This is a genomic window from Staphylospora marina, assembly GCF_003856495.1.
GTDB lineage: Bacteria > Bacillota > Bacilli > Thermoactinomycetales > Thermoactinomycetaceae > Staphylospora > Staphylospora marina.
Map to the genome: position 1 here is coordinate 1,770,763 of NZ_CP034118.1, position 11,848 is coordinate 1,782,610.

At 55.8% G+C, this 11,848-nt stretch carries 10 protein-coding genes and 1 other RNA gene; all 11 read right to left on the reverse strand.

Translation table 11 applies throughout. From position 1 onward, the window contains the following. Positions 1–80: 80 nt before the first annotated feature. Entirely contained in the window at positions 81–365 is a 285-nt protein-coding gene (locus tag EG886_RS08880; RefSeq protein WP_124727799.1) for a hypothetical protein, read from the reverse strand. Positions 366–512: 147 nt separating this feature from the next. After that, positions 513–937: RNase P RNA component class A (gene rnpB, locus EG886_RS08885), an RNA gene on the reverse strand. A 60-nt stretch (positions 938–997) separates the two neighbouring features. Then, the gene (locus EG886_RS08890) at positions 998–1,597 is read right to left on the reverse strand and encodes a TetR/AcrR family transcriptional regulator (protein ID WP_124727800.1); all 600 of its coding nucleotides are present in this window, start codon (positions 1,595–1,597) and stop codon (positions 998–1,000) included. A 157-nt stretch (positions 1,598–1,754) separates the two neighbouring features. Next, complete coding sequence (locus tag EG886_RS08895; protein WP_124727801.1) at positions 1,755–2,864, reverse strand: Nif3-like dinuclear metal center hexameric protein; 1,110 nt, start codon at positions 2,862–2,864, stop codon at positions 1,755–1,757. Beyond that, the gene (locus EG886_RS08900) at positions 2,840–3,538 is read right to left on the reverse strand and encodes a tRNA (adenine(22)-N(1))-methyltransferase (RefSeq protein ID WP_241154441.1); all 699 of its coding nucleotides are present in this window, start codon (positions 3,536–3,538) and stop codon (positions 2,840–2,842) included. The genes EG886_RS08895 and EG886_RS08900 overlap by 25 nt, the downstream gene beginning before the upstream one ends. A gap of 247 nt (positions 3,539–3,785) precedes the next feature. Continuing rightward, the gene (locus tag EG886_RS08905) at positions 3,786–5,255 is read right to left on the reverse strand and encodes a M1 family metallopeptidase (RefSeq protein ID WP_124727803.1); all 1,470 of its coding nucleotides are present in this window, start codon (positions 5,253–5,255) and stop codon (positions 3,786–3,788) included. Positions 5,256–5,373: 118 nt separating this feature from the next. Beyond that, entirely contained in the window at positions 5,374–6,489 is a 1,116-nt protein-coding gene (hppD, locus tag EG886_RS08910; protein WP_124727804.1) for a 4-hydroxyphenylpyruvate dioxygenase, read from the reverse strand. Positions 6,490–6,710: 221 nt separating this feature from the next. Further along, complete coding sequence (locus EG886_RS08915; RefSeq protein WP_124727805.1) at positions 6,711–7,334, reverse strand: GNAT family N-acetyltransferase; 624 nt, start codon at positions 7,332–7,334, stop codon at positions 6,711–6,713. 321 nt (positions 7,335–7,655) lie between these two features. Then, positions 7,656–9,305 (reverse strand): AMP-binding protein, encoded by a 1,650-nt coding sequence (locus tag EG886_RS08920; RefSeq protein WP_124727806.1) that lies wholly within the window; start codon positions 9,303–9,305, stop codon positions 7,656–7,658. Positions 9,306–9,336: 31 nt separating this feature from the next. Beyond that, on the reverse strand, positions 9,337–10,476 hold the full coding sequence (locus EG886_RS08925) for an acyl-CoA dehydrogenase (RefSeq protein ID WP_124727807.1): 1,140 nt from the start codon (positions 10,474–10,476) through the stop codon (positions 9,337–9,339). 227 nt (positions 10,477–10,703) lie between these two features. Beyond that, the gene (rpoD, locus tag EG886_RS08930; protein ID WP_124727808.1) at positions 10,704–11,822 is read right to left on the reverse strand and encodes an RNA polymerase sigma factor RpoD; all 1,119 of its coding nucleotides are present in this window, start codon (positions 11,820–11,822) and stop codon (positions 10,704–10,706) included. Positions 11,823–11,848: the final 26 nt, after the last annotated feature.

The following is an 11,848-nucleotide window of genomic DNA, read 5'->3' on the forward strand; positions in this document are numbered from 1 at the left end:
GTCCGGCCGCATGATCCACACAAAAAACCGCCGCCCGAATCGGGCGGCGGCGAACCTGAATTCGTTCTCTTCCCGGGCAACTACGCCTCCCGGTAAGGCGCGCGTTTTCGGAAATTGTCCGACGCGTCGGCGATGGCCAGCTGGTTTTCCAAATCATTGATGATTCCCGTGTAGTACGCGGAAGCTTCGTCCATTTTCCCCATCCGCTCCAAATCCTCCATGGCTTCATAAGCCTTCTTCAACGCTTCAAACGTCTCCCGGAATTCATCGGGACCAAGAAGCGGAGGCCGGTCATCCCCTTCTTCGGACCAAAACATCCGGTATCGCTCCAAATACGCTTCATAGGAAGAGAAATCAGGATGCATGCCCATGTCCCCCGATCGTTCAAGATCTCTTTCTTACCTTTTCCCGGATGGGGGAATTTATGCCGTATGCGTTTCGGGTCACGCACTTGTCCGGAAAATGAAAAAAGACACCGCGACGGTGTCTTGATGTTTGACTTGCAAGCCGATCAGGAAAGCAAACAATAAGCCGAGTTCTGTTCTCCGGGCGGTACGGTCGACGGCTTGCTCGTCTCCCGCCCCTTGGAGTGGCAATCATCTGTCTGGGCCATGCATTGCTGCATGGCTCTGGCGACCTACCCGAGATCACTGCGGGCCACAGCTGCGCTGCCGAACGGCAACGCCGATCTCCTACCAGGTCTTGCTCCAGGTGGGGTTTACCTAGCCAGCATGTCGCCATGCTGCTGGTGCGCTCTTACCGCACCGTTGCATCCTTGCCTGTGAGGCGGAAAGCCTCCATCGGCGGTCTACATTTCTGTGGCACTAGCCTTGGGGTCGCCCCCACCGGCCGTTAGCCGGCACCCTGCCCTGTGGAGCTCGGACTTTCCTCCCACGGGACCTTGCGGCACTCCGTGAGCGATTGCCTTGTTTACTTTCCTGTTCACTTACAGGAATTTTATTATAACAAAACGGCACCGGTCACTCAACTGGACAATTCAGGAACGATTCCGGGATGATTCCATCAATCGCACGATGACCGGTACCATCTCGTGCGGATCCAATTCCGGATCCACGTGATGCTGCATGAAATATCCGTTGAAAAGGGCAAGGACCGCACTGGCCATCAGCCGGGGGGCCAAATCGCTGTTCAGGGAACCCGTTTCCTTCAATTGTTGAAAATAATCGGCCAGAAACGCTCGCCAGTTCTCAAAGAGACCTGCCACTTTCTCCCTCACTTCGGGAATCCGTTTGGTGTTGACCATGAACTCCAACATCATCGGGGTATACAATTCCCTTTTTCCGTCTTCGATCACTTCTTTCCCGATTTCGACGAAATCATGGAACACATCAGCTGCTTCCCGTTCAAAAATGCTCTTCATCCGCTCAAACTGCCATTCGATCCGTTCATCCAACACTTCGAGAAAAAAATCTTCCTTGCTGTCGAAATGGGCGTAGAACGCCCCCTTGGTATATCCGGCAACCTTCATGATTTCATCAATGCTCGTCGAAGCGTATCCTTTCTCCACAAACAACTTGAAACCCGCGTCCTTGATTTTGCGCATGGTTTGTTGTGATCGCAACTGATGTTTGGACATGATCTCACCTTTTTTGCAGTCATTTCGCTCAATTCACATTATATCACAACTCTTTTCTGCATTTTCCCCCGGACGGATGGGGGACAAGCTCGGACATGAGTACGAAAACCCGCATGCCCTCAGACAGCGAAGGCATGCGGGCTTGAAAGGAAACGGATCAACCCACGAAGCGGAACGGGTCGGTGTTTACGGTGGAAGCGTGAACCGGAACGGCGTCTTTCAGCTCCTCTTTCAACCGTTGGACCACCCGGTCGACCACCCACCGCTCCACATGATGGCCCGGGTCAACGAGAGCCAGTCCGTGCCGGAGAGCATCCTGGGCCGTGTGATAATCCACGTCACCCGTGACGTACACATCCGCTCCCGCCCGAAGAGCATCCGGATAATTGCGCCCGCCGGCTCCGCCGAGCACCGCCACTTTTTTCACGATCCGTGCGGGATCCCCCACCATGCGCAATCCGTCGACGCCGAGCCGGTTGCGCACATGGGAAGCGAACTGTTCGAGGGTCATCTCTTCGGGCAAGCGGCCGATGCGACCGTATCCTTGCGGCGTTCCCGGAAGATCGAGCGGATAGATGTCGTATGCGACTTCTTCGTAGGGATGGGCGGCAAGCATGGCTTTCACCACCCGGTCCCGGATGGATGCCGGAAACACCGTTTCCAATCTCACTTCCCGAACTTTCTCCAGTGTTCCCCGCTTCCCGATGAACGGGTTGGTCCCTTCTCCCGGCATGAAGGTGCCCGTTCCTTCCACATTGAACGTGCAATGGCTGTAATTGCCGATCCACCCGGCCCCCGCTTCACTCACCGCGTTGAGCACCTTTTCATGGTGATCCTCCGGCACGAACACCACCAGTTTTTTCAGCGGGTCTTCCCGGTACGGGATCAACACCTTCGTCTCCAGCAGGCCCAACCGTTCGGCCAAAACGTCGTTCACGCCGTCATCGGCCGAATCCAGGTTGGTGTGGGAGACGAACACATTCAGATCGTTCTTGATGAGCCGCGCCATCAATCGACCGACGGGTTTGTCGATGCGGATCTCCTTGAGCGGCATCCAGAGGGGGGCATGATGGGCCACGATCCAATTGGCTCCCAGTCGAACGGCTTCCTCCGCCACCTTTTCGTCCACGTCCAGCGTCACCAGAATGCCCTTCACCTCGGACGCCGGATCCCCGATCTGAAGACCGATGCGGTCTTTTTCCACGGCCAGACCGGGGGGAGCCCAACGCTCCATCACGCGAATCACTTCCGTTCCCCGAACAGACATGCGATCACCCTCTCCCATTCCTTGATCTCCGATTCAAGGCGCTCGTACTTTTCACGGGCTTCGACACTTTTTCCCCGGCGAAGCTGATCCGCCACCTTTTTTTTCGACTCGACAATGGCGGCAAACCGCTCCGGAAGCAAGGGATGCCTGTCTCGGCACAAAACGGGGCCCGCTTCCAGCAGCACGGACATCGGAAAACCCGTTTCTTCATACGGCGCCCGTGGATCACCCGGCTCCGCGGCGATCACTTCATACAGAATCCCCGCATCCTCCACCAGTGATTCCGCGGTGATGGTGAATCCTCCTTCCAGGAGCCACTCCCGCACCCGACGACCGCCGATGTTGGGTTGCAGCACCAACCGGCGAACCCCGTCCAACTTGTCTTTTCCTGCCTCGAGCAGGTTGGCCATCAGGGTCCCGCCCATGCCGGCGATCACCACCACGTCCGCTTCTCCCGGACGCAGCACGGAAAGCCCGTCGCCCAGCCGAACGTCGATTCTGGACCGGAGACCGGCTTCTTGCACGCGTCGAAGCGCATTGCTCCAAGGTCCCCGATTCACTTCCCCCACCACGGCAAACCGGATTCTCCCCGTCAAGGTGAGGTGAATCGGGAGAAATGCGTGGTCGGCGCCGATATCGGCAAGCCTTGCCCCTTCGGGCACCATGGAAGCCACTTCCTCCAACCGCGGGGAAAGCCTCCATTCGCTTGAACTGTGCTGGTTTGGCACTCCGATCGTCCTTCCTGTCAAACCTTGCGCCTTTCATTATACATCAGCCAGGCCCGGGCACCGACAACTTGCGTGCAAAAAAAAACGGAAGCGGAAACGGTCCGCTTCTTTGAACTTCAGGCCGGAACAAACAAATCCTCCGGACGCGCACACGGAGACCGCGTTCCCCGTGCCTGAACCGGAGGAAAAGCCTTCAGAATCCGGCCGTTTCGGCATCGGCTTCCCGTTTCTTTCCGAACAGGAGCCATTCCCGGAAAAACGGTACCAGATCTTTCCCGGCCACTTCACCGGCCACGCGGATGAAGTCACGGGTGGTGGCCGTTTTGAAGCGGTACCGATCATAATATGTGCTCATGATTTTCAGCACTTTCTCTTCGCCGATCTCATCCATGAGGCGGAACATCATGGCCGCGGGTCGCAGATAGACCATCAGTCCGTAGACGGAATCCGGATAGTCATACAAACGGTCCGCTGCGGTCACGCCCAATGTTTGGTGAACTTCGTCCGCCTTGCGCGATGCCCGCTCCAAAAACCCGGTTTCATCTTCGTTCTCCTTCTCCTTCATGTACAAAAACTCGGAGAAGGTGGTGAGGCCCTCATCCAGCCACGGTTCTTTCACTTGATCGTTGCCGACGACACCGTACCACCACTGATGCGCCAGCTCATGCACCACCACATTGACAGCGGGACCTTGTCCTTTCCGCGTGGGGATGGTCGGAACGGAGGTGACCAGTCCGGGATATTCCATTCCGGCAATCCCGAATCCGGTTTCCCCGAGAACCACATCCACTTCATCATACGGATAGGCACCGAATTTCTCGCTGAAGAAATTCATGCCGTTGACCGCCGCGCGCAACAGCGGCTCTCTCACCGATTCCATTCCGGGCAAATACCACACATTGACGCGAATGCCTCCGGCGTTGCCGCTGACAGACTTGTAGTCGGCCGTCAATACGGCGGCAAAATCCCGGATGTTGTCCTGGCGGATGGTCACCGTTTGACGGGTTGGTCCACGGTGATCCTTTCCGCTTGAGATGACCCGGTAACCGGCGGGAAGCTTGAATGTCACCTCAAAATCGGACATTTGGGTGTAAAACGGATCGCCCGTGGCGGTATACGGATCGGTATGCCACCCTCCGTCATCCTTGACCGCCAGCATGGGATACCACTGGGCCAAAAACGCGGTCCGCTTGAATCGGTTCAATCGGCTTCCCCCGCGGGGAAGTTTGAGACGGAAATCCATCTCCACCAGCGCGGAGCGGCCGTTCGTCAGGGGGGCCGGAAGGGGGACCTTCATGGCCGTTTCCCGGATTTCATGCCGGACCTTCTTTCCGTCCACTCTCACATGGGAGATGTCAATCCAGCCCGGCTTTTCGGGACGGGATTCATTCCCGTATTTCCAGTTCCTGAACGCATTGGGGTACAGATTGAACCAGATTTCGTTCAGCGGCTCCTTCCGTTTCTCCGGAAGCCGGACCGCCATCTGTCCGGTCAATTCGTCTTTCCCCGGATTCCAGGAAGCTTCAATCCGGTAATGGGGACGATCCGTCAGCACGGGATCTTTTTCTTTCACGGCCATCAACGCGCTCCTCGGCGCAGCGCAGTTCAAGACCAAGCTCCCCGTCAAAACGGCGACAAAGAAAAGAAAAACGCGACGCATCATCTGTCGTCCTCCCGGTCATTGGTTTCGGTTCCGGTTCAGTATGTCCGGACTTCCGGGAAATTATGACAGGACGCGCCACGCATCCGTTCCGGTCAAATCGGGCCGGTCAAGGCATGAATCAGAGATTTCCGCGACGTGCCTGCTCGCGTTCGATGGCTTCGAACAGGGCTTTGAAGTTGCCCTCGCCGAATCCGCGCGCTCCCTTGCGCTGAATGATTTCGAAGAAGAGCGTCGGACGGTCCACGATCGGCTTGGTGAAAATTTGCAGGAGATATCCTTCATCATCGCGGTCCACCAAAATGCTCAGCCGTCTCAGGTCTTCGATTTGTTCGTCGATGTTGCCGACCCGTTCGATGAGATCATCGTAATAGGTGTCCGGCGTGTACAGGAATTCCACCCCGTTTTTCTTCAGTGTTTCCACGGTTTTCACGATGTCGTCGGTCAAAAGAGCCACGTGCTGCACGCCGGCTCCGCGGTAAAACTCAAGATATTCCTGAATTTGCGACTTCCGTTTCCCTTCGGCCGGCTCGTTGATCGGGAACTTGATCCGGCCCGTGCCGTTCTGCATCACTTTCGACATCAGGGCGGAGTACTCGGTGCTGATGTCCTCATCGTCAAAGTGAATCAATTGTTTGAAGCCCATCACTTTTTCGTAGTAGGCGACCCATTCCTCCATGCTTTCCACGTTGCCGACCACGTGGTCCACGCCGGTCAGTCCGGCCGATTCGGACGGAATCTCCATTTCGCACGGAACGAATCCGGGCGCGAAAAGACCGGAATAGTTTTTGCGTTCGATGAGCGTGTGCACGGTGTCACCGTAGGTGCCGATGACGGCTTTGCGAATCGTTCCGTGCTCGTCCTTCACTTCATGCGGTTCCTTGATGACGATGCCTCCCCGGGAAACGGCTTCTTTGAAGGCTTTTTCCACGTCATCGACGCGAAGGGCAATGTCTTTCACACCGTCTCCGTGCTTTTTGACGAAATCGCTGATCTCGTGCTCGGGGGAGTAGGAACCGCTGATCAGGAAACGGATCGCTCCCTGTTCCACGAGATACGACACTTTCTCCCGGTTTCCGGTTTCCAGACCGCTGTAGGCCACCGGTTTGAAACCGTACACGCGGCACAGGAAGTATGCGGCTTGTTTGGCGTTGCCGGTATAGTATTCCAAGTAATCAATATCCTGAATCGGCATGAAATCTTCTGCATTATTAAAGGCAGGATGTTTTTTCTCCATCCTTTTCCCTCCCATTCTCACATTTTCCTGTTTTCAGAATACCCCGATGTATCTGGCTTCCGCAAGCGCTTACATTGATGTGCCACCGCTTTTGTGCACAAAAGCAAAAAAACAGGCCTTCGCCTGTTGATTCAAGCTCCCCGCCACGCGCCGAACAACCTTCCGCGTCGCGAAACCCCCGTTTCCCATGCACCGGCGGCGAATCGCACCGGTTCCCGCCTTCAGAAAAACACACTCCCGGACCCGTGACGGTGCTTGAGGAGCATCGTCCGGAAGTCTTCGGGAATCATGGAGTAGATGCAGGTGTCCCGGAGCGTTCCGTCCACATCCACTTCATGATTGCGCAAAATGCCTTCCAGGCGGTATCCGAGGCGTTCCGCCACTTTCCGGCTGCGAACGTTTCGCTTGTCACAACGGATTTCCACTCTGGCGGCATGGAGCAGTTCAAACGCGAAAACGGTGAGGGCACGAACCGATTCCGTGATGTACCCTTTTCCGGTGAATCCTTTCCGACACCAGTATCCGATCTCGAAAGAAGGCACGCTCCAATTGATCCGGTGAAGACCGCTGCTCCCCACGAATCGGCGGGTTTCCTTTTCGAACAAATGAAACCTGAGATCGGTCCGCTCCAGGAAACGGACATATGCTTCCCGGGTCCTGGCTTCCGTCTCCTCCGGAGTCGGCGGTTTTCTGGCCCACGGCATCCACGGCCTCAGAAATTCCAAGGATTCCGTGATCGCTTCATGCACCAGGCCACCGTCGCCGGGAAGCGGCAGACGAATCAGCAACCGTTCGGTTTCAAATGAGTCCGGAAAGTCCATCAAGATGGGCGAAACTTCCTTCATGCACCGTTGTCTCCGTTTCCGTAGTGGGATCTGTTCCAAATTTTACTGAAAATCGGACACAAAAACAAATAATATTGATCATCGGCGGCCGGCGGAAAACCGCCCGACAAAGAGCCCCGGCGGCTGACGCTTCCGTCCGGTTCAAGGCAAAGGGATTCGAATCCCTCGCTCCCCGGCGGAAGTCTTCGGATCCGAATCCCTTTCAACGCGTTTGTTCTGGTCACCGTATTTTTCGCCTCGTCGGCGGATGCCCGGTCCCGTCGACGAACGGGTTCTCATCCGTGCCGCGGCGTACTCCCCGAAGACGTCCGTCATTTCCGCTCACTCGGAGGATCCGTTCATATATTCCCGGACATATTGCTCCCTCAGCTTGTATTTCTGGATTTTTCCGCTGGCCGTCATCGGGTAGGAGTCCACGAACAACACTTTTTCGGGAATTTTGAACCGGGCGATGTTGTTCCGGCAAAAGTCCCGCACCTCTTCTCCCGTCAGGGAAGATCCTTCTTTCTTGCGAACAAAGGCGACCGGAATCTCCCCGTATTTCGCATCGGGGACTCCCACCACCTGAACATCCAAAATGTCGGGATGGGTGTACAGGAATTCTTCGATCTCACGCGGATAGATGTTTTCCCCGCCACGGATGATCATGTCCTTCAGACGGCCGGTGATGCGAAAATATCCGTTGGGCTCCATCACGGCCAGATCTCCGGTATGGAGCCATCCGTCTTCATCGATGGCTTCCCGCGTGGCTTCCGGCATGTTGTAATATCCCTTCATCACGTGATAACCACGTGTCAACAGTTCCCCCTGTTCACCGGGCGGGAGTTCCCTTCCGGTGGCGGGATCCACGATCTTCACCTCCACGTGGGGGAGCGGTTTGCCCACGGTGGATACCCTCAGTTCCAAAGGATCATCGGTTCGGGTCTGGGTAATGACGGGGGACGATTCGGTTTGCCCGTAAGCAATGGTCAGCTCCCGGATCCCCATTTCTCCCGTCACCCTCTTCATCAACTCGATCGGACAGTTGGAGCCGGCCATAATCCCCGTGCGCAAGCTGGACAAATCCCGTTTCCCGTAGTCGGGATGATTCAATTCGGCGATAAACATCGTGGGAACGCCGTGAAGCGCCGTGCATTTTTCTTCTTCCACCGCTTTCAACACCCGTCCCGCGTCGAACATGGTCAGCGGCACCATGGTGGCACCCACGGAGACGCAGGCCAAGATCCCGAGCACGCAACCGAAACAGTGGAAGAAAGGCACCGGAATGCACATCCGATCCTGCTCGGTCAACTTCATGCATTCGGCGATGTTCCGGGCGTTGTTCACGATATTGTTGTGGGTCAGCATCACACCCTTGGGAAACCCGGTGGTTCCGGACGTGTACTGCATGTTGATCACGTCATCCGCGGAAAGCGACTCCTGCCTTTGTTTGAGCGCCTCATCCGACACCTCGTCGCCCATGGCCAGGATGTCCTCCCAGAGGAACATGCCGGGCCTTCTGTTCTTTCCGATCAGGATGACATTGCGAAGCCGCGGAAGCCGCTCGGAGCGAAGTTGACCCGGCTCACAGTCGGCCAGCTCCGGGCAGATTTCCATCAACATGTCGACATAACCGGCTCCCCGTACTTCTTCCTGCAAAATGAGCGTTTCCGTGTCTGATTGCCTGAGCAGATACTCCAGTTCCCGAACCCGGTAATTGGTATTGACCGTGATCATGACCGCGCCCATTTTGCCGGTGGCAAACTGGGTGATGAGCCATTCCGGCAAATTGGTTGCCCACACGGACACGTGATGCCCCTTGTCCAATCCGAGTTTCATCAATCCTTTAGCCACCCGGTTGCAAACATCGCGAAATTCACGATAGGTCCAGCGAATGGAATATTCGGGATAGACAACCGCTTCCCGGTCCCCGAACGCGTTCACCTGTCGGTCCAAAAGATCCCCCACGGTGAGATTCACGAGCTGAGCCATCGATGTTGCGGCGCCTCCTTCACTCCTGGAATCAACAGCCGATTTCGCGGGCGATGATGTTTCGTTGAATCTCCGACGTTCCTTCACCGATTTCGGTCAGCTTGGCGTCGCGGAAGAAGCGCTCCACCTTGTAATCGTGCATGTATCCGTACCCTCCGTGAATCTGAACGGCTTCGCTGCAAACCTTCATCGCCACTTCGGAAGCGAACAGTTTGCAGATGGACGCCTCCTTGGTGAATTTCCGCCCCTGATCCTTGAGCCAAGCCGCTTTGTAGACATACGTACGCGCCAGTTCGATCATCATGTGCATGTCGGCCAGTTTGTGCTGAATCACCTGGAACCGGGAAATGCTTTGACCGAATTGCTTGCGTTCTTTGGCGTATTTCAGTGCCAGCTCATACGCACCTTGCGCGATTCCGACCGCCATCGCCCCGATCCCGATGCGTCCCCCGTCGAGCGTGATCAGGAATTGCTTGAATCCGTGACCGATCTTTCCGAGGATGTTTTCATCCGGAACCCGGACGTGATCCAGTACCAGCTCGGTGGTATTGGAACTGTGAAGCCCCATTTTTACGTAATTTTCAATCACTTGGAAACCGGGAGCATCCGTGGGAACGATGAATGCGGTGATCTCCTTTTTCCCGTCCCGTTCTCCGGTCACGGCCGTCAGCGCGATATGCGAGGCATAACCGGCGTTGGTGATGAAACATTTGTTGCCGTTGATGACCCAACCGTCTCCGTCCTTGACTGCCCGGGTCCGGGTTCCACCCGCGTCGGAGCCCGCTCCCGGTTCCGTCAGACCGAATGCGCCGAGCGTTTTGCCTTGGCACAGGGGAACGAGATACTTTTGTTTTTGCTCTTCGGTCCCGAACAGATAAAGCGGCGCACACCCCAGGGAAATGTGCGCGGAATAGGTGATCCCCGTCGATGCGCAAACCCGTGACAACTCTTCCACGGCGATGGCAAAGCTGACGGTGTCCGCCCCCGCTCCGCCGTATTCTTCGGGAAACGGAAGGCCCATCAGATTGAGCTCGGCCATCTTTTCAAAGATTTCCCGCGGAAACCGTTTGGCAAGGTCCCGTTCATCCGCTCCCGGTGCCACCTCCCCTTCGGCGAAATCACGCATCAATTTTCGAATCATCCGTTGCTCCGACGTCAGGTCATAATTCATTCTCTGCTCCACTCCTTCAAAAATCTGTATTTATGTGTTGGGGGTAAGCGTTTTCATTTTCATTATAGGTTGATTTATCTTATTACTTCAAGAATTTATAATGTTGATCCTCCTCATTCGACAAGAATAGTCCGAAACTTGTTTGCATTGCTCCGGGAAAAGGGATAAAATTGAATCAACAAAAAAACAAAAAAGCACCCGAAAGGGTGCAACAACAGACATCCGTATCATTCGAGAAAATCCTTGAGCCGTTTGCTGCGGCTGGGATGGCGCAGCTTGCGGAGAGCTTTTGCTTCGATCTGACGGATCCGTTCACGGGTCACACCGAAGACCTTGCCCACTTCCTCCAGCGTCCGGGTCCGTCCGTCATCCAGACCGAAACGAAGCCGAAGGACATTCTCTTCCCGTTCGGAGAGCGTATCCAGCACTTCGCGAAGCTGCTCCTTGAGAAGTTCGTATGCCGCGGCGTCTGCCGGAGCCTGTGCGTCGTCATCCGGAATGAAGTCACCCAGATGGGAGTCATCCTCTTCGCCGATCGGTGTCTCCAGGGAAACCGGTTCTTGGGCGATCTTCATGATCTCACGCACTTTTTCGGCACTCAAGTTCATCTCTTTGGCGATTTCCTCCGGCGTGGGTTCCCGGCCCAATTCCTGAAGAAGCTGTCTGGACACGCGAATGAGCTTGTTGATCGTTTCCACCATGTGCACGGGAATGCGAATCGTGCGGGCCTGATCGGCAATGGCCCGGGTGATCGCCTGCCGGATCCACCAGGTGGCATAGGTGCTGAATTTGAATCCCTTGCGGAAATCGAACTTTTCCACGGCCTTGATGAGACCCATGTTCCCTTCCTGGATCAGATCGAGAAACAGCATTCCGCGCCCCACGTACCGTTTGGCGATGCTGACGACGAGACGCAAATTCGCCTCCGCCAGTCTCCGCTTCGCTTCCTCATCCCCTTGCTCAATGCGCTTGGCCAGCTCCACTTCCTCTTCCGCGGTGAGCAGCGGAACACGTCCGATTTCCTTGAGATACATACGAACCGGGTCGTTGATTTTCACGCCCGGGGGAACGCTCAGGTCGTCATTGGCATAATAATCGTCTTCCATGATTTCCAGCGAATCTCCGCCGAAATCATCGTCCGCCTCGTTGTCGACCTCGATTCCCAATTCGCTGAGCTGCTCGAAAAACTCGTCCATCTGCTGGGAATCCTGGTCATACGGGGCCAGCTTTTCCATGATGACTTTGTAGCTCAGGACCCCTTGCTTCTTCCCCTGCTCGATCAATTGCTCCTTTGCTTGCTCCAGAGTGTGCTCAAGTTCGGTGTCCACATTTTGTTCTTTCGCCACAGGGTTTGCCTCCTTTCCGGCGGATT

What these genes read in the sequence shown, in the direction of transcription:
- EG886_RS08880 (WP_124727799.1), bottom strand. Translation starts at nt 365, where the DNA reads ATGCATCCTGATTTCTCTTCCTATGAAGCGTATTTGGAGCGATACCGG.
- EG886_RS08890 (WP_124727800.1), bottom strand. Translation starts at nt 1,597, where the DNA reads ATGTCCAAACATCAGTTGCGATCACAACAAACCATGCGCAAAATCAAG.
- EG886_RS08895 (WP_124727801.1), bottom strand. Translation starts at nt 2,864, where the DNA reads ATGTCTGTTCGGGGAACGGAAGTGATTCGCGTGATGGAGCGTTGGGCT.
- EG886_RS08905 (WP_124727803.1), bottom strand. Translation starts at nt 5,255, where the DNA reads ATGATGCGTCGCGTTTTTCTTTTCTTTGTCGCCGTTTTGACGGGGAGC.
- hppD (WP_124727804.1), bottom strand. Translation starts at nt 6,489, where the DNA reads ATGGAGAAAAAACATCCTGCCTTTAATAATGCAGAAGATTTCATGCCG.
- EG886_RS08915 (WP_124727805.1), bottom strand. Translation starts at nt 7,334, where the DNA reads ATGAAGGAAGTTTCGCCCATCTTGATGGACTTTCCGGACTCATTTGAA.
- EG886_RS08920 (WP_124727806.1), bottom strand. Translation starts at nt 9,305, where the DNA reads ATGGCTCAGCTCGTGAATCTCACCGTGGGGGATCTTTTGGACCGACAG.
- EG886_RS08925 (WP_124727807.1), bottom strand. Translation starts at nt 10,476, where the DNA reads ATGAATTATGACCTGACGTCGGAGCAACGGATGATTCGAAAATTGATG.